This is a genomic window from Lapidilactobacillus achengensis, from assembly GCF_003946655.1.
GTDB classification, from domain to species: Bacteria; Bacillota; Bacilli; order Lactobacillales; family Lactobacillaceae; genus Lapidilactobacillus; species Lapidilactobacillus achengensis.
Window position 1 is genome coordinate 19,099 of sequence record NZ_RHOV01000014.1, and the last position, 17,849, is coordinate 36,947.

Sequence of the window (17,849 nt, forward strand, 5' to 3'; positions counted from 1 at the left end):
ATCGTTAACGCTGATAAACAGCGGTTTCGCTGTGAAGAATGCGATCGACAGAGTTTGGGACATCGCGGCGTTCTCGAGTTGGAGGACGCTTTTTTTGTTGGCAGGGGTCAATTTTGTGGCAGTGTGTTATTTAGGTGAATTAGGTTGTAAGGGAGTGGATTTTTTGAAGAAAATAGTACGGAATTTATTGTTGGCCGGGCTGTTGCTGGTCGGGGTGGCCAGTGGCGCGCAGGTTCAACGGGCAGCGGCAGCGACGACGATCGGCGCATTCGGCTATGACCAAAATAATGGCACGACGCTGAATGACGGTGAAGCGGATTTAGATCATAGTGGCGCGGATACTTGGAATTATAATGGCGGCGATGCGGAACATTTTACCGCTTATAATCGCGATGGTGTCACAGTCCAACCGGCAGCTTCAGTGAAGAAATCTGTTAAGGAAACCAGTACCCAAGGGTTATTTGACGTGTCTTTGGCGATTCGGGGTAATTCGCAGGTTGTGAATACACCAGTGGATATCGCCATCGTGATGGACTACTCCAGTACGATGAAGGGTGACAAGCAAGCCACTGCCATCGCAGGGGTCAATGATTTTATTGATGGCTTAGCGCCTTATTTTGCCAAGGGCGAAGTACGGTTGGCCATAGTTTCCTATAATCGCGAGGTACAATCGACAGGCTTCCACACTGGAACTGGCGCTAAAGCGGCAATTGATGCTTTCCTGAAGGCCCCCGGATTGACGGCGACTTCTGGAACCTTCATGCAGGCGGGGTTGCTCAGAGGTCAGCAACTACTGCAGGATGATCGGGCCGCGGGCAACGCGAGAACCTGTGTCTTGATCCATGTTGGTGATGGCAAAGCTAACCGGGCCTATACCATGAATGAACGAGGGGCCACGGTTCCCGGCGTCAACATTGTTGCTAGTTCGGCTTATCCGGATACCCCATTAGCGAACTATCCAACTGGGACGATACTCCCTTTGATCGCCAGCTATATCAGTTCCGGTGAGTCCAAATCACCCAAAGAGTTGATTGAAGGCACGACGCCGGAGATCGTCCAGAATACCATGGGCACGATTCTAGATGTGCGTGATCATTCAGGCTTTGAGACTTATTCGATTGGGGTCCAGCCAGAGAAACAAGGTGACTACTTAGATCGTAATATTGCCGCTAAGCCTGACCGCTATCGGGAAATTGATGAGAACCTCTCTGATTTGAGCGAAGCCTTAGATAGCATTTCTGCCCAAATCGATGATACCATCCCCAATGGCACTGTGGTCGATCCCATGGGCAGTGGCTTACTGTTGGCCAGTGATTTCTCGCAGCCTAACGGGAGCTGGTCGCTTACTGGTCAGGTTAAAAACGCCAGCGGCAACTGGGTGGCTGAATCGAACCAGCTCTTGACGGACAGTGTGGCCGTCAGCGCGGCAAATGGTCAGATCAAGATGACCGGGATCGAATTAGGCGCTAATGAGCAGCTGACCTTGACCTACCAAGTACGGATCGATACGGAGACCAACGATTTCAAGCCGGAAACTTGGCTGTTGACCAATGGCCGGACCACCTTGGATCCAACCAGTGAAGGTCAGGAACAGTTCGACTTCCCGATCCCATCAGTCAAAGCGCCAGGCGTCAAGTTAAGTCTGATCAAGTTGTGGCAAGATCAAAACAATCATTTGGGTCAACGCCCCGATCAGGTCCAAGTCCATTTGACCCGTGGCGTAACCACCGCTCAGACGGCCTGGACGACCTCGGCACCTTTGACGTTGACTGCGGCAGACCAATGGCAAAAGACGATCAGTCAAGTTAGCCTGACCGATGGCACGGACGTTTATCTACCGAAGTTCAATAACCACGGCGAAGATTTCGTTTATTCAATGACGGAAGCAACCAAGCTCCCTGATTACCAGACCAGTGTGCAGACCAAGGGGAACACGATCACCTTGACCAACACACAAGCTGCTAAAGACAAAGATAAAGACAAAGACGATCATGACACTGATGATGATCAAGAATTGACCAGCGATGGTAAACGTCCCGGTCAAGCAGGCAAGTTACCGCAAGCTGGCGAAAGCCAAATGCCTGCCAATCTGCTCGTTTCGGGCGTGTTATTATTAGCGTTAGTAATTTGGGGCATCGTCAGCCTGATCCGCCACAAACGGAAGTAGCTAAGCGGAAAGCACTGGGCCGGTGAGCACGTTTCAATCATGCCCGCAGCTTACGCTACGAAATTCGGGGTGAGCTCGCTGTGGGCGCTGTTTTGAGCCAATCCGCAAAGTACGCGGCTTGTCTCAAAATCAGGCCTTGTCCTAAGCGGCAAAGCCGCTAAGAATAACGACACGGCGATCTCACCCCGAATTTCTCCGCTCCAGCCGCTCAACGTTTTAACAGCCGTTTGAGCACTCACGCCATCCGGCAAGCTATGGTCAATTGATGGGGAACCACGCAAATGACGACCGTGGTTAGTGGTCACAATTTTTAAATTGGTGACACCAGTGAAGTCTGCCTGGTGAACAAGTCAAGCTCTTGATGAATCAACGGAATCAGCCGGTTTCTATCCGTGGATTGTTTAAAAAACAAGTCGAGATGTTCAGCCTACGCAAAATGTCCCGACATCTGAATTCGTTGGTATTGCCGTACCACCTCAAAAAGTGGGCGATTGTTTGACCTCTAGCTTGCAAAAGCACTTCGTCAAATCCTTCGCTTCCGAAACCGTTGTGTAGCTAAGCACAGAAGTCAGTTGCGCGGAGCACGTTTCCAGCCACGACAAACGTCCTGAGGCGGTTGCGTCCCCATCTAAACCCACTACACTTCGCAGCACGTTTCAAAAAAGCAATCACATTTTTCCTGTGATTGCTTTTTTATTGACGCTGTTCGATTTTTAGTCCATTTATTCAGAATTTGTGTGTTCAGCGCCTAGTGTGCTCGTTTCGTTGAGTCGCGGTTGGGCTAAGCCGTTTCCGTCTTGTGTTGTGCTGGCGGGGTCTGCTTGTTCAACTTCTCGTGGGACATCCGCGCCCGCAGCGCCCAAAGGATCGAAGTGGTATCGACGACTTCTTGGAGCATGGCGCCAAACAAGGCTGGGATCACACCAGTGGCGGCGATCAACATGAGCACGGTACAAATAATGATCCCAATCATCACGGATTGTCGCGCTACTTTCATGGTATCGCGGGCTAGTTCGACGGCGGTGGCGACTTTGGAAATGTCATCCTTCAAAATCACGGCGTCGGCGGATTCGCTGGCGGCGCTAGCGCCATTCGCGCCCATGGCGATGCCCACATCAGCGGCGGCTAAGGCCGGCGCGTCATTGACGCCATCACCGACCATGATCACTGGCCGGTCGCTAGCCGGCGCTTCGGTGATCAGGCTGATTTTCTCTTGGGGCAAACATTCCGCGTGGACTTCGGTCAGCGCCACTTGGGCGGCAATGTGTTCCGCTGTTTCCTGCTTGTCGCCGGTCAACATGGCCAGTCGTGACAAACCTTGTTGCCGCAATGTTTTGATGGTTTGTGGTGCTTCCGTGCGGATCCGATCGGCCAAGGTGACATAGCCGGCGAAACGGTCGTTGATCGACATGAAAATCACGGATTCGCCTTCGTTTAATTGAACTTCCGCTGGCGCCGCGGCGATGAAGGTCGCACGGCCCGCTTTGATCTCGTGTTCCGAAAACCGCCCCTGGACACCTTCACCGGCGACTTCACTGAAATCATCGACTTGCGCCGCGGCGAAATCAGGTTGTTCGTTCGCATAGCGGACGATCGCCCGGGCAAAAATATGATTCGATTGAATCTCTAAATTGCCTAAAGCGCTGATAAATTCAGCCTCAGACAGCCAAGCTTCTGGGTGAACGGCGATCACATTCAAGCGGCCTGTGGTGATCGTCCCCGTTTTATCAAAGAAGGCGGTTTTAGCTTTGGCCAGCTTTTCAATGCTGGTCCCTGATTTGATAATGATGCTGTTGCGGCTGGAGCGGCTCATCCCGGAAACCAAGGCCACCGGCGCCGCCAAAATCAACGGACAAGGTGAAGCCACCACGAGAACTTCGGCGAACCGATGGGGATCGCCGGAAATGATCCAAGCCACGATGGCGATCACCAAGGAAATGATCGTGAACGGCACGGCGTAACGGTCGGCCATCCGAACGAAATGCGCGGGCTTGTCCGCGGACTCCTTGACCAATTTAACGATCGTCTGATACTGCGAATCGGCGGCCAAATGCGTGACCCGCATGGTAACCGCGGTGTCGCCGTTAACGGTCCCTGATAACAAGTCGCTACCGACTTTCTTGGGAATCAAAACGGATTCACCAGTCATCGATGACTCGTCAAAGCTCCCCGAGCCGGCGGTGACGATCCCGTCTACTGGCACGGCTTCACCAGGTTTGACCACGACCGAATCGTTCAATTGCACGTCGTCAATGGATTTATCCACTAAACCGCCATTTTCCTGAACGTGGGCGATGGACGGCGAGTTGTCGAGAAGATTTTTCAGATCGGAGCCGGCTTTGTTGGCGGCGTAATCCTCCAATGAATCGCCACCGGTCAACATGACCAATATCATCAAGCTGGCCCAATATTCACCGACGCTTAACGTGGCCGCGATCGACATGATCGCCAGCAGATCCACGCCGTACTTACCTGATTTCAAGGTCTTGACCATTTCCACAAACATGGACAAGGCTAAAATCGCCCCCATCACGGTGACGATAACTTGTGCTGCAATTGGCTGATGAAACAGAAATTGTGTGATCAAAGCCACACATCCGACTGCCAAAACCGTCAGAAATTTTTTTTGATGTGCCATAAAAATTTCCTCCTTCGAAGTCAGTCCAACTAAAAAAAGCCATCCTGACTTGTTCATCGTCAGTATAGCATAGAAGAATTGTGATGTAAATTAGAATAAGTCTAAAAAAGAGCTGATTATAAATTAGTTAAATAAAATGGGAAATAACGCTGATCTAGCAATGCTTACATCAGTAAGTGAACAAAATTGTCTACAACTTATTTAGAATAACTACGGATTTTACGGTGCTTATCTTGCAAGAAATCACCGTAACCGAACTCAACGAAATAATTAGAGAAAATTTATTTTTCCCGTAAGCACACCTTATTTGATTCGCCTCCAGTATACCATGATTGCGGTGATTTTGCTGGGGAGAAGGATAATCATCGCCCTGATCCACGTTCCGGCGCCGCGCCTCTCCAACTAAAGGCCGATATTGGTGGAGTTTGAACAGAATTGCTGATATTTGCGGGGGATAAGTGTAGAATTAGAAGTGTAGAAAAGTAACGGAGGTGTTGTGCCGATGATGATTTATCTATTAATTGCCGCCTTGCTGGCTAGCATGCTCTTTGGTATTTACTGGCAGTCCCAGATCGTGATCCGGGCTCGCTACAAGTACACACCGCTGATTTTCAGTATTCTGATCGGTGGCTGGGCCTTGAGCGAACCGATCAATAATTTCGCGTTCGTGATTTTATTGGCCGCCTTTTTCACCTTGAATTTCATGGATGGTGTTGGTGGGATCGGGTCGAAACGGTTGGTTACCAGCGGGCTCTTCTCGCGCGTGGTGGATTATTCCACGGTCACGGCTTTGAAGGTGTTGCCGGTCACGCTGCCTAATGGTAAAGTGCGGGTGATCATTGTGTTTGTGATCAATGACGCTCAGCAGATTCAAATGAATTTCAACCAAGGACTAGAAGTACTATTGAAAACGCTGGCTAATTTATTGCCGGAAACGGTCAAGATCGAAGTCGATCATTTGACTTAACCACTAGCCGGTTCTTGCGGTGTTTTGGCGAACAAAAGGGAACAGTAAATGAAAAGCAGTAACGCGATTTTTGCGTTACTGCTTTTTTGAATTGTTGTTGTGGTGATTGGGTTTTAATGATGTCCGCAGCTTGCGCTGCGCGTGACGTTGGTGGATGGCAGATGTGGTGGGGCTCCAGGTCGGGCTGGGGGTGGTGGAACGCTGCGGGCACGATTTTGAGCTTTTCGGAAGTGCACCGAAAATCTCAAAACTCGGCCTTATTGTAGGCGATAAATCGCCAACAATAATATCGCGGCTGACTCACCTCCGCTCCAGCCGCTCAATGTTATAGCAGACGTTTGAGCACTCATGCCAACTGGCAAGCTATGGCCGGTTGATGAGGATCCACGTAATTGACGACCGTGGTTAGTGGTCACCAGCTTTAAATTGGTGACATCAGCGCAGTCTGTCTGATAAACCGGGCTATTTCTCAGTGAATCAACTGAATCAGTCGGTTTTCCATCGCCTTTTTTGTTGCAAGTATAATATGATGTCCGCAGCTTGCGCTGCGAAATTCGGGGTGAGCTCGCTGTGGGCATCACTTTGAGCTTCGCAAAACCCGCGAATCTCAAAGCTGAGCCTTGGTCTAAGTGGCAAAGCCACTAAGACCAATTTCACGGCGATCTCACCCCGAATTTCTCCGCTCCAGCCGCTCAACGTTATAGCAGACGTTTGAGCACTCACGCCAACTGGCAAGCTATGGCCGGTTGATGAGGATCCACGTAATTGACGACCGTGGTTAGTGTTCACCAGCTTTAAATTGGTGACACCAGTACAGTCTGTCTGATGAACAGCCCTAGTTCTCAGTGAATCAACCGAATCGGTCGGTTTCCCTCCATGAATTGTTGAGGAAACAAGCAGAGATGTTCAGCTTACGCAAAATTATCCCGACCGCCTAATCTAAATCTGTTGATATTACCGTACCACTAAAAAAAGTGTGATGGTTTTGACCACCACACTTGCAAAAGCACTTCGTCAAATCCTTCGCCTTGATTGCAGATAGGCACAATTCTGCCTAGCAACCGCCTCAGGACGTGTGGCTCAGCGGTGAGATTATTCTTAGCGATTTATCGCTTAGAATAAGGCTCGATTTGAAGACAAGCCGCCGGGCTTGCGGATTGGCTTCAAACGATGCCCACCGCGTTCCAGCCACGACAAACGTCCTGAGGCGGTTGCGTCCACATCCAAACCCACTACACCCGCAATCAAGCAAACACTATTTTACAAAATCGGTGACAACAACCGGGAGAAATACTGCTTGAACCGCAACCAATGCGATTGCCGCCCAATGATCTCCGGCGTCAACAAGTAGGCTTTTTTCATATCATCGCGGAAAATCGCGCTGAGCTGTTGACTCACTTGCGCGTCGTAAATGTAGGCGTTACATTCGAAATTCAGTGAATAACTGCGGTAGTCCTGATTCATTGAGCCGATGAAGCAATATTGATCGTCCACCACCGCCGTCTTGGCATGGAGAAAGCCGTTGGTGTAGATGTAGATCTTCACGCCAAACGTGGTCAAAAGGTTGGCGTAATACTGAGTGGCCCGATAAATAAAGGGATGGTCCGGCATGCAGGGGACCATGACGCGGACGTCGATGCCGGAACGAGCGGCAACGGAAAGGGCGCTGATCATTGAATCGTCGGGGACCAGGTAAGGTGTCTGGATCCAAACGGATTTCTTCGCCGTCAGCAACATTTTCATCATGCCGCCTTTAAGGATATCTTCTTCGGTATCGGGACCGTCGGAAACGATTTGGATCGGGGTGTGGCCCTGAGCCAAGGCGATCGTTTGCGGGAAGTATTCTTCGCGGAACCAGATGCGCTGGTGATAATGTTCGATCGAGGCGTTCCAATCCATGATAAAGCGCTCCTGCAACGCCAACACGCTGGTGCCGACGATGCGGACGTGGGTATCCCGCCAGTAGCCAAACTTTTTACTGCGGCCTAGGTATTGATCACCGACGTTGAAGCCACCTGTCCAGCCGACTTGGCCGTCGATCACCACGACTTTGCGGTGCAAGTGATAGTTCAGTCGCGTCTTGCGGATCAAGTCGCGGGAGGTGATGAACGGCACCACTTCGCCGCCAGCGTCGCGCAACGGCTTGAACCATTTGCGACTAGTGCCCGGCGAGCCCCAAGGATCATAGATCAAACGAACTTCCAAGCCTTGCCGGGCCTTGCGGATCAGTAGATCGAGGAAGTCATTGCCGATTTGATCGTTGTAAAACGAATAATATTCCACATGGATAAAGCGTTGCGCCGCTTCGATGTCCTTGAAAACAGCGGCGAATTTGGCCGCCCCATCGGTGAAAATTTTGACATTGTTGTGGTGGGTCACCGGTGAATCTTCGGCGCGGTCGAAATACTCGATCAAGCCTGCCGCCTGTTTGGTGGTGTCCGCTTGGTCCGAGTGGTCATTTTTGGCGGGGAGGTCGTGGACGATCAGGTCCTTCAAGTGGGCCAACCCGATATGGTCCTGGTGATTCAGGGCGAAGATGTTCTCCCGCGCGATGCCCCGCCCGAGAAAAGCGTAGATCAAAAAGCCTAGTCCCGGCAGTAACACCAAGACCAACAGCCAAGCCAGCGTCGCCGGAATACTCCGCGGGCGGTGAAACACGGTAATGATCGCACCCGCGGTGTTGATCAGCAACAGCGCAATAATAATCAATAAAACAATCCGTAAATTCATAATACTCCCCTAATTGACCCCAGTTTTCCTGTTCTAACCCCAGTTTGCGGCGCTCAATCCCGATCGCGCCCGCCGAAAAGCAGGACCAGCCGCAACAATTGCAGCAAGCTGGACAGCACCGCCGCGACGTAGGTCATTGCCGCCGCTGTCAACACTTGGCGAACCATCGGCACTTCATCGCTGGTCAACAACCCATCGCTGCTCAAAATTTTCAAAGCCCGAGCTGACGCGTTGAATTCCACTGGCAAGGTCACCAGTTGGAAGATCAGCACCAAGGCGAAGGCCCAAATACCAATGTTGATCAGAGTTTGGTTCCAGCTGAATAACACCCCAATAATAATTAGGGGCAAGGAGATGGTCGAGCCCAAATTGACCAATGGGAAAATCCCTGTGCGGATCCGCAGCGGCACATAATTCTGATGATGTTGCAACGCGTGCCCGACTTCATGGGCAGCCACGCCGATCGCCGCCACCGACGTGGAATTATAGGTTGCCTGTGACAGGCTCAGCGTGCGATTACCAGAATTATAATTGTCGGTCAGATGCCCTTGCACCTCTTGGATCGTCACGTCGGTGATCCCCGAGGCGGCCAAGATCTGCGCCGCTGCCTCAGCACCGGTCAGATTATTTTGACTATGAACTTGGTCGAACTTGCGGAAAGTACTGTTGACCCGCGCCGAAGCGATCCCGGTAATGATCAGGCCAACAATCACGAAAATATAAGTTGGGTCGAAGAAGAACATCACACTCATCCTTTCATTGAAAAGCAATGCACACGAGGAAAAAGCAATGCACGCGAGGAAAATTTGCACCAGATTAAGTCGCCTTGATTGATTCAAAGCAGAATCATTCGCGCCAAAATCATTCGGAACCAGAATCGTTCAGAACCCGCATCAATCCGAACCAGAATCACTGAAAACCGACATCATTCAAACGCGCTGACTTCGCGCAAACTGGCGCTGGCGCCGTTAAGTCGAATTCGCGTGACTATTTGTCACTAAGCGCTTGTCACCATTCTACCACGCCCGCCTGGAAAAACTAGCGTTAACGGTGACTTTGGTGCTTAAGTCTGAGGAAAAAGCGAACATCTGTTGGTTGCCGGCGCCGTTAAGTCGTGAGGGTTCAGGCTTGCCATTTGACTTGGCGTTGGATCTGCCAACTGCCACCGGGAGTCACCTGATAGCCCAGCGTGCGTAAACTGGTTTGTTGCGCCGCCGTTAGATTAGACGCCGCCATGTCAATCAATTCCCCGCCCAGTTCGACGAAAATAAACGCGGTCAAATGACGGGTGATCTCTAGAAATAGCGCCGCTTGTTGTGCGGGAACTAACGCCGTACTGGGCCAAACCGCCAAACTGGCCCCCAGCGCTGGCGGTACTTCCGCTGTCTTTTCGGTAGCAGTGGGGCTGGCAGTGAGCGCTTGGGCCGTCGTTGGTGCTGAAGCCTGCGCGCCTGTTTGAGTGGTTGTCGTGGACAACTGGCGGGGAAGGATCCGCGCCACGCCCACCAATGCGCCGGTGCTTCGCTGCGTGATTCCCCACAGCAGACGTTGGTTTTTCATGATCGCCAACATTTGACCTTGAATGAATTGGGCGGTGTGGGCATAGTCACTGGTTTGCGCGGCCAATTGCGGTAATTGTTGGAGCAAGGCGTGGCTGTTTTTCAGCGGCGAGTTGGTCAACCAGTCCAAAGTGTAGTGGTCGGTCAAAATGGGATGATATTTTTCAAATTTGGTCATGTTTGCTTCCTTTAACGATTGAAATTTAAAAAGGTTGTGAGATAATTAATCCGTGCACATTTCCCGGCCGGTACTGAATCCCAATTATTGGGGCAGATTCGCGGCGGGGCAGAAGTAGGTGCGCGCTTGAAATGACAAACGAGTCTAGGACTTCCCTAGGAGTTGTCCGCGACTCGTCGTTGAACTTAATGGTTATGATTGAATAGAAAGCGATTGATCACTGCCAACACCCGCTCGTCGTCATGTAACTTGGAATGTTCCGCGTCTTTGCCGAAAACCTCGACTTCTTTGAAGGTCTTGGCGATGGGCGCGAGGATGTAACGAATCGACTTGGCCGAAATCACGCTGATATATTTATCGGTATTGCTGGTGTCACCAATATTGCCGTAAATATTCAGCACGCTAACATTGGCGGGAAACCGGTGGCGCCCCAATAACAGTTGCAAGTAATGGGGATTCATGATCACCGGGCGACCTTCGTGGTTCAAGCGATTGACATTGGGCCAGTCACCTAGCGCCACCACGCCATCGAACACACCGGCCACCAGCACCAACTTGTTGAGCTTGGGGAACGCGGCGTTGTCGTAATTCCGCATTTCTACCCGCACCAAAGCCGTGGCGCCGATCGAGTGCCCCACCGCATTATATTCGGAAAAGCCAAACTGGGCCTTAAGTTTTGGCAAAACCAGATTTAGCCAGTTCACGATTTGCAAAACCGGCATCCACTTATCCTTGAAGACGATCTGGATCAGCGGGTAGGGGTCTGTTGACCAATGTCCCTCATAAGTCAAGTCACCGCGCCAATCAACGATCACCTTCAAATAAGTATCCGCGTCGGTGGCGTTTTGCGCGCTGAGCACCATTTTGTTGGTGGTATAATCACCGCCGCGAAAACCGTGAACATAAATTGTCGGCACCTGATCTGTCCGCGCGCGATCTTGCGCCGTTAAGCCGTGACCCGGCTGTTGCGCCTTTGCATATTGTTCCGTTTGATAGCGACTCTTGAGCCGCCGCCGTTGCCCCAGCGCAACTCCTACGCCGACCAAGCCCGTCGCGACCCCACAAGCAAAATGCGCCCAAGCTTTAGTCGTGTTTTTATTCGTTTTCAAAAACTATCCACCCATTCTACAGCTTACTTCTCTAGTAACATTATATTGATCAATAGGAAAATTAACAACTTTATCATAACTTTAAATGGAGGAATTTTTATGGCTCGCAATTATTATGCAGTATTAAGAGGGCGCCGGCCTGGTATTTATACCGATTGGGAAGTGGTCAAAGGTGAAGTTTTCGGCTTCTCCAACGCCCGCTACAAGAGCTTCGACACGAAGGAAGCGGCCGCAGCTTGGTTGACCATCGAAGCGGACAAACCAGCGACCGCCGCCACGAGCGCCACCCAGTCAACGCCTTCGACCGCCAAAAGTAGTACGCAACCCGACCGCCGACCGCTCCATCTGGATTTGGATGTCCAAGACCCGAATATCATCCAAGTCTTCACGGATGGCGGCTCCCGCAACACCGGCAATAAACTGGGCCAGCACGTCAAAAGTGACGACCTGGCCGCCTGGGCCTACTTGATCATCCTTCCCGATGGTCAACAATTCAGCGGCAGCGCTGGCGAAACTGGCGCCACCAATAACCGCATGGAACTTCTGGCCCTGATCAACGCTTTAGAGAAATTACAAGCCGAAAATCTGCAAGGCAACGCCATCCAGATCACCAGCGATTCTCACTATGTGCTCGATCCGATCCGCAAAGGTTGGTTGAACAATTGGCGCCAGCGCGACTGGCGTAAATCCACAGGCAAAGTCATTGCCAATTTGGAGGCTTGGCAACAAATCGATCACTTGTTGACCTACTTTAGTCAGCTGAACTTTCAATGGGCCAAGGGTCACGCGACCAATTCCGGCAACATTTTCGTTGACGAGCTCTTGAACAAAACTATGGATGAAATGTAACTGGTTTTGCGCTTGATTGCGGGTTTGGGTGGGTGTTGCGCGTGAGCGCAACCGGCTGGGACTGCTGTTGCGGACTGGAACGTGGTGGGCATCGTTTGAAGCCAATCCGCAAAGTGCGCGGCTTGTCTTCAAATCGAGCCTTGTCCTAAGCGGCAAAGCCGCCAAGGACAATTTCACCACTGAGCCGCGCAGTCCCAGCCGGTTGCTAGGCAGAATTGAGCCTATCTGCAATCGAAGTTGGGTATCTGACGAAGTGCTTTTGCGAGCTAGAGGTCAAACAATTGTCCACTTTTTGGGTGGTAGGGCAATGTCAACTAATTCTGGAAGCCGAGATGCCGTTCTTAATCTTTCGCCTAATTGCAGGTGTGATGGGTTTGGTGGGGACGCAACCGCCTCAGGACGTTTGTCGTGGCTGGAAACGTGCTCACCGACCCAGCTCCCTGCGCTTAGCCTAGCAATTGTTTCGGAAGCAAAATGCAGCTTCCAAAACAATTGCTAGGCTAATGCTCAGGAGCTAACTGGGTCGGTTCACACTCTGTTTTGAACGTGGTGGGCATCGTTTGAAGCCAATCCGCAAGCCCAGCGGCTTGTCTTCAAATCGATCCTTATTCTAAGCGATAAATCGCTAAGAATAATCTCACCGCTGAGCCACACGCCCTGAGGCGGTTGCTAGGCAGAATCGAGCTTATCTGCAATTGAAGCTGGGTATCTGACGAAGTGCTTTTGCAAGTGTGGTGGTCAAAACCATCACACTTTTTTTAGTGGTACGGCAATGCCAACGAATTTGGATTAGAAGGTTGGGACACTTTGCGTAGACTGAATATCTTTACCTGCTTTCTTAACAACCCACGGGTGGAGATCGACCGATTCAGTTGATTCACTGAGAACTTGCCTTGGTTCATCTGACCGACTGTACTGGTGTCACCAATTCAAGGATTGTGACCACTAACCACGGCCGTCAATTGCGTGGTTCCGTATCAATTTGCCATAGCTTGACAATTGGCGTGAGTGCTCAAACGGCTGTTAAAACGTTGAGCGGCTGGAGCGGAGAAATTCGGGGTGAGATCGCCGTGAAATTGGCCTTAGCGGCTCTGCCGCTTAGGCCAAGGCTCAGCTTTGAGATTTTCGGCGCCCTTCCGAAAAGCTCAAAGTGACGCCCACAGCGAGCTCACCCCGAATTTCGCAGCGCAAGCTGCGGCCAACCTACTTTCAATCAGGTCAGACAATCTCAACCGCACAACAAATGAAAAAGCAGCTAACGCGCAAATCCACGTTAGCTGCTTTTGAAATGGGGCAATTAATCCAAGTCTTTTTTACCAGTGTAGAGTTCGTAGTAGTAACCCTGCAAGGCCATCAGTTCATCGTGATTGCCATGCTCGATGATCCGCCCATGATCAAGCACCAAGATCAGATCAGAGTTGGCGATCGTCGACAACCGGTGGGCGATCACAAAGGTCGTCCGCCCCGCCATCAAGTTATCCATCCCCGCCTGAACCTGCCGCTCAGTCCGCGTATCGATACTGGAGGTCGCTTCATCCAAAATCATCAGCGGCGTGTCCGCCACGCTGGCCCGGGCGATCGACAATAATTGCCGTTGCCCTTGAGACAGATCCGAACCATCACCGTCGATCGGAGTATCGTAGCCCCGCGGCAGATCGTCGATGAACTCGTCGGCCTGGGCCAACTCGCCGGCCGCTTCGACTTCGCTATCGGTGGCGTTCAACCGCCCAAAGCGGATATTTTCACGGATCGTGGTGCTGAAGAGGTTGGTGGCCTGTAAAACGATCGCCATCGAGTGCCGCAGATCTGCTTTTTTGATCTGCTTGATGTCGATGCCATCATAGGTGATCGTGCCGGAATCGATTTCGTAGAAGCGGTTCAACATACTACTGAAGGTGGTTTTACCCGCGCCGGTTTCCCCGACCAAGGCGACTTTCTCGCCTGGTTCCACGGTAACATTGATGTCGTGGAGGACGGTTTTGCCCGGAAGGTAACCGAAATTAACATGGTCAAAAACGATCCGCCCCAGCACGGGAACTTCCTTGATCGTGCCGTCCGCGTTGGGAACTTCCCAGAACCAGCGGCGCGAACCGGCGGCTGTGTCGGTCAGATCCTGTTTCAAGGTGACCTGGCCGTCATCGACTTCTACCGGACTGTCTTCCAGTTGGAAAATCCGCTCCGCCCCAGCCAACGCCAAGACGATCGAGTTCAATTGTTGGGAGATCTGGGAGATCGGTTGGCTGAAGGACTTACTCAACTGCAAGAAAGCCGCGATCGCGCCTAAAGTCAGCGGCGCCCAATGGTTGATGGCGATCATCCCGCCGAAAATCGCGATCAAGACGTACAAGGCGTTACCAATGTTCCCCATGATCGGGAACAGCATGACCGCAAACGAGTTGGCCCGGGCAGCGTCGACGCGATATTCGTCGTTATAAACGTCAAATTCTTCTTTGATCTGGGGTTCGTGGGAGAAAACTTTAACGACTTTCAAGCCGTTGAGCACTTCCTCCACATAACCGTTAACGATCCCTAATTGCTTCTGTTGTTCCTTGAAATAATAACCGGAACGGCTGGTCAAATAGCGGACCACGCCGATACTCAACCCGAAGATCGCCAAGGTGATCAGGGTCAACAGCGGGCTTAAGACCAACATCCCGAAAAGCACGAAGATCAGATTGAACGCCGAGTTAACGAATTGGGGGATACTTTGGGAGATCATTTGCATCAAGGTATCCACATCGTTGGTGTAACGGCTCATGATATCGCCGTAATCGTTTTGGTCGAAGTAAATGATCGGCAAGGACTGCATGTGATCGAACATATCGTCCCGGATCTTCTTCTGTAAACGCTGGCCCAAAACGGCCATGGTTTGCGTGGTAATGAAGGTGGCGATCACGCCCAAGAGGTAAATGGCGCCCATGATCACGATCGCCCGGAACAGCGGCGTGAAATTAGGGTAGGCTTGTTGCGTCAACGGCACGATATAATCATCGATCAACCGTTGTAAGAAAAGCGAGCCGTAAACCGTCGCCGCCGCGGAGATGATAATGGCGACCATGGCGATGATGAAAGGTGCCGGGTAAGTTTGGACAATATATTTCAACAACCGTTTCAAGGTATCTTTACGAAAAGGTTCTTTCTTCTGTTTAACTTTAGCCATTAGCTTCATCACCTGCTTTCTTTTCTTGGTATTGATAGATGTCGCGGTACAAGGCGTTGCTCTTGACCAGTTCATCATGAGTACCGACAGCTTGGATCTGGCCGCGGTCCATGACGATGATCTGATCGGCGTCTTTGATCGAGACGATCCGTTGGGAAATAATGATTTTAGTGGTGTCAGGTAGGTCTTCGGCTAGACCCTCGCGGATCATCCGCTCCGTGGTGGTGTCAACGGCGGAGGTCGAATCGTCGAGAATCAAGATCTTCGGCTTCTTCAACAGCGCCCGGGCAATGGTCAAACGTTGTAACTGACCACCGGAAACGTTGCTCCCACCTTGTTCGATGTGGGTTTGGTAACCATCTGGGAATTCATTGATGAAGCCATCCGCTTGGGCGATTTTGGCCGCGGCGATCAATTCCTCATCGCTCGCGTCTTCATTACCCCAGCGCAAGTTCTCGGCGATCGTGCCGGAGAAAAGCACGTTGTTTTGTAACACCATCGCCACATTATCCCGCAGTGTGCGCAGATCATAGTGGCGCACGTTATGCCCGCCGATCCGCAAACGCCCGTGGGACACATCGTAAAGCCGGGGGATCAACTGAACCAGGCTACTTTTACCAGCGCCGGTTTCGCCAATGATCCCGATGACTTCACCGGACTTGATCTGCAAATTGATGTCCTGCAAGATCTCCCGGGGTGAATCGTTGAAAGTGAAATTAACATGTTGGAACTCGATCGCCCCATTGGCCACCGACTTTATCGGATCCTTAGGGTCGTTGATCGTCGGCCGGTCTTGCAACACCGCCGTGATCCGCTCGCCACTGGCTTGGGCGATGGATAATTGGGTGAAGACCATGGCCAACATATTTAAGCTGAACAAAATCGAATTAGAATAAGCGTACATACTGACCAGTTCGCCGGTTTGTAAGGACCCGCCAACGATCAATTTCGCGCCGAACCAAGATAAGAGCAGTAAAGACAGGTTCAAGATCAGCATCATCGCCGGGCCGTTCAACGACATGATCCGTTGCGCTTTGGTGAAGACATCGGCGATGCCTTTCGACGCGCGCTTGAATTTATCGCTTTCTTCGTCAGCGCGCACGTAAGTCTTGACCACCTGCACGCCGCGGATATTTTCCCGGACGACTCGGTTCAAAGTGTCATAACGCCGGAAGACGACCCGGAACAACGGCCGAGCCGCGTGCAAGATCAGCACTAAGAAAATTGCCAGGATCGGGATCATCACCACGAAAACCAGCGCCAATTGACTATTGACGCGAAAGGCCATCATAATGGAGAACAGGAACAACAGCGGCGCCCGAACCGTCATCCGGATCATCATCTGATAACCCATTTGGACGTTGGAAATATCGGTGGTCAGCCGCGTCACTAAACTGGACCCGGAGAAATGATCGATATTGGCGAACGAGAAATCTTGAATATGATAGAACAGATCGTGGCGCAGATTGGTCGCGTAACCAGCGGCCGCGTGCGGCGCGACCCAACTAGCCGCCGCCCCACAGATCAGCGAGAAGATCGCCATGGCCAACAAGATCAGACCATATTTGGTAATGTAACTCATGTCACTTTTTTGGATCCCATCATCAATGATATTACCCATTAGAAAGGGAATAAACGTTTCTACGGCAACTTCCACCGCCACTAGAATCGGCGACAAAATCGTCAAGCCCTTATACTGGCGGATCGAGCGCGAGAGTGTTTTCAGCAAGATATCAACCTCCTATGTAATTGTAAAATAAAAAATACCGATACTACCCATCATACGCTAAAACGCGGGAGAATGCCTATGTTTTGCTTACAAAAAGTGTGAAGCGCTGACAGGTTGGCTGCGGCTAGCGCTACGCGTGGCGTTGGTGGATGGCAGATGTGGTGGGGCTCCAGGTCGGCGAACACGTTTCAATGTTGGCCGCAGCTTGCGCTGCGAAATTCGGGGTGAGCTCGCTGTGGGCGCTGTTTTGAGCCAATCCGCAAAGTACGCGGCTTGTCTCAAAATCAGGCCTTGTCCTAAGTGGCAGAGCCACTAAGGACAATTTCACGGCGATCTCACCCCGAATTTCTCCGCTCCAGCCGCTCAACGTTATAACAGCCGTTTGAGCACTCACGCCGACTAGCAAGCTATGGTCGAATGATGGGGAGCCACGCAATTGACGGCCGTGGTTAGTGGTTACAAGCTTCAAATTGGTGACACCAGTACAGTCTGTCAGCTGAACCAAGGCAAGTTCTCAGTGAATCAACTGAATCGGTCGGTTTTCATCCATGAATTGTTAAGGGAACGAGCAGAGATGGTCAGCCTACGCAAAATGTCCCGACCGCCTAATCCAAATCCGTTGGTATTGCTGTACCACCTCAAAAGCGGGCAATTGTTTGACCTCTAGCTCGCAAAAGCGCTTCGTCAAATCCTCCGCTTCGATTGCAGATTGGCTTCAAACGACGCCCACCGCGTTCCAGCCACGACAAACGTCCTGAGGCGG

Annotated in this window: 17 protein-coding genes; 5 read left to right on the plus strand and 12 right to left on the minus strand. The window is 51.5% G+C overall.

Annotated elements, in window-relative coordinates; all coding sequences use genetic code 11:
* The first annotated feature begins 163 nt into the window (after positions 1-163).
* Positions 164-2,167, plus strand: a complete 2,004-nt coding sequence (locus tag EKM94_RS08315; protein ID WP_125600305.1) for a Cna B-type domain-containing protein — start codon at positions 164-166, stop codon at positions 2,165-2,167.
* A gap of 50 nt (positions 2,168-2,217) precedes the next feature.
* Here the strand turns inward: EKM94_RS08315 and EKM94_RS08320 are convergent, their stop codons facing one another.
* Together EKM94_RS08320 and EKM94_RS08325 are read right to left on the minus strand one after the other, a co-directional pair.
* Complete coding sequence (locus EKM94_RS08320; protein WP_125600307.1) at positions 2,218-2,472, minus strand: hypothetical protein; 255 nt, start codon at positions 2,470-2,472, stop codon at positions 2,218-2,220.
* Positions 2,473-2,948: 476 nt separating this feature from the next.
* Complete coding sequence (locus EKM94_RS08325; protein ID WP_125600310.1) at positions 2,949-4,805, minus strand: heavy metal translocating P-type ATPase; 1,857 nt, start codon at positions 4,803-4,805, stop codon at positions 2,949-2,951.
* Positions 4,806-5,307: 502 nt separating this feature from the next.
* On the opposite strand from EKM94_RS08325, the gene EKM94_RS08330 reads away from it, so the two are divergent.
* Positions 5,308-5,772 carry a hypothetical protein gene (locus EKM94_RS08330; RefSeq protein WP_125600313.1) on the plus strand — a complete coding sequence of 155 codons (465 nt, stop codon included), beginning with the start codon at positions 5,308-5,310 and terminating at the stop codon, positions 5,770-5,772.
* Positions 5,773-6,029: 257 nt separating this feature from the next.
* Here EKM94_RS08330 and EKM94_RS12425 read toward each other — a convergent pair whose 3' ends face one another.
* The 7 genes from EKM94_RS12425 to EKM94_RS08355 form a co-directional block, all read right to left on the minus strand.
* The gene (locus tag EKM94_RS12425) at positions 6,030-6,188 is read right to left on the minus strand and encodes a hypothetical protein (protein WP_164511165.1); all 159 of its coding nucleotides are present in this window, start codon (positions 6,186-6,188) and stop codon (positions 6,030-6,032) included.
* 70 nt (positions 6,189-6,258) lie between these two features.
* Positions 6,259-6,561: a hypothetical protein gene (locus tag EKM94_RS08335; protein WP_125600316.1), complete on the minus strand. Its 303-nt coding sequence runs from the start codon at positions 6,559-6,561 to the stop codon at positions 6,259-6,261.
* 277 nt (positions 6,562-6,838) lie between these two features.
* Positions 6,839-6,964: a hypothetical protein gene (locus EKM94_RS12815; RefSeq protein ID WP_263853240.1), complete on the minus strand. Its 126-nt coding sequence runs from the start codon at positions 6,962-6,964 to the stop codon at positions 6,839-6,841.
* Between the two features lie 68 nt (positions 6,965-7,032).
* Entirely contained in the window at positions 7,033-8,502 is a 1,470-nt protein-coding gene (cls, locus tag EKM94_RS08340; RefSeq protein ID WP_125600319.1) for a cardiolipin synthase, read from the minus strand.
* 53 nt (positions 8,503-8,555) lie between these two features.
* Positions 8,556-9,254, minus strand: coding sequence for a zinc metallopeptidase (locus tag EKM94_RS08345; protein ID WP_379861166.1), 699 nt, complete (start codon positions 9,252-9,254; stop codon positions 8,556-8,558).
* A 370-nt stretch (positions 9,255-9,624) separates the two neighbouring features.
* Positions 9,625-10,239: a hypothetical protein gene (locus EKM94_RS08350; RefSeq protein WP_125600325.1), complete on the minus strand. Its 615-nt coding sequence runs from the start codon at positions 10,237-10,239 to the stop codon at positions 9,625-9,627.
* A gap of 185 nt (positions 10,240-10,424) precedes the next feature.
* The gene (locus tag EKM94_RS08355) at positions 10,425-11,348 is read right to left on the minus strand and encodes an alpha/beta hydrolase (protein ID WP_125600328.1); all 924 of its coding nucleotides are present in this window, start codon (positions 11,346-11,348) and stop codon (positions 10,425-10,427) included.
* A 99-nt stretch (positions 11,349-11,447) separates the two neighbouring features.
* On the opposite strand from EKM94_RS08355, the gene EKM94_RS08360 reads away from it, so the two are divergent.
* From EKM94_RS08360 to EKM94_RS08370, 3 genes are all read left to right on the plus strand, one after another.
* Complete coding sequence (locus EKM94_RS08360; protein ID WP_125600331.1) at positions 11,448-12,197, plus strand: ribonuclease H family protein; 750 nt, start codon at positions 11,448-11,450, stop codon at positions 12,195-12,197.
* 28 nt (positions 12,198-12,225) lie between these two features.
* On the plus strand, positions 12,226-12,696 hold the full coding sequence (locus EKM94_RS08365) for a hypothetical protein (protein ID WP_125600334.1): 471 nt from the start codon (positions 12,226-12,228) through the stop codon (positions 12,694-12,696).
* 394 nt (positions 12,697-13,090) lie between these two features.
* Complete coding sequence (locus EKM94_RS08370) at positions 13,091-13,351, plus strand: hypothetical protein (protein ID WP_125600337.1); 261 nt, start codon at positions 13,091-13,093, stop codon at positions 13,349-13,351.
* Positions 13,352-13,494: 143 nt separating this feature from the next.
* Here EKM94_RS08370 and EKM94_RS08375 read toward each other — a convergent pair whose 3' ends face one another.
* The 3 genes from EKM94_RS08375 to EKM94_RS08385 form a co-directional block, all read right to left on the minus strand.
* The gene (locus EKM94_RS08375; RefSeq protein ID WP_125600340.1) at positions 13,495-15,357 is read right to left on the minus strand and encodes an ABC transporter ATP-binding protein; all 1,863 of its coding nucleotides are present in this window, start codon (positions 15,355-15,357) and stop codon (positions 13,495-13,497) included.
* On the minus strand, positions 15,350-17,086 hold the full coding sequence (locus tag EKM94_RS08380; RefSeq protein WP_125600343.1) for an ABC transporter ATP-binding protein: 1,737 nt from the start codon (positions 17,084-17,086) through the stop codon (positions 15,350-15,352). Before EKM94_RS08380 ends, EKM94_RS08375 begins: the two co-directional genes overlap by 8 nt.
* A 130-nt stretch (positions 17,087-17,216) precedes the next feature.
* Positions 17,217-17,591 carry a hypothetical protein gene (locus tag EKM94_RS08385; RefSeq protein ID WP_125600346.1) on the minus strand — a complete coding sequence of 125 codons (375 nt, stop codon included), beginning with the start codon at positions 17,589-17,591 and terminating at the stop codon, positions 17,217-17,219.
* Positions 17,592-17,849 lie beyond the last annotated feature (258 nt).

Excerpts from the sequence above, each read along its gene's own strand:
- EKM94_RS08325 (WP_125600310.1), bottom strand. The coding sequence starts at position 4,805 with ATGGCACATCAAAAAAAATTTCTGACGGTTTTGGCAGTCGGATGTGTG.
- EKM94_RS08330 (WP_125600313.1), top strand. The coding sequence starts at position 5,308 with ATGATGATTTATCTATTAATTGCCGCCTTGCTGGCTAGCATGCTCTTT.
- cls (WP_125600319.1), bottom strand. The coding sequence starts at position 8,502 with ATGAATTTACGGATTGTTTTATTGATTATTATTGCGCTGTTGCTGATC.
- EKM94_RS08345 (WP_379861166.1), bottom strand. The coding sequence starts at position 9,254 with ATGAGTGTGATGTTCTTCTTCGACCCAACTTATATTTTCGTGATTGTT.
- EKM94_RS08350 (WP_125600325.1), bottom strand. The coding sequence starts at position 10,239 with ATGACCAAATTTGAAAAATATCATCCCATTTTGACCGACCACTACACT.
- EKM94_RS08360 (WP_125600331.1), top strand. The coding sequence starts at position 11,448 with ATGGCTCGCAATTATTATGCAGTATTAAGAGGGCGCCGGCCTGGTATT.
- EKM94_RS08375 (WP_125600340.1), bottom strand. The coding sequence starts at position 15,357 with ATGGCTAAAGTTAAACAGAAGAAAGAACCTTTTCGTAAAGATACCTTG.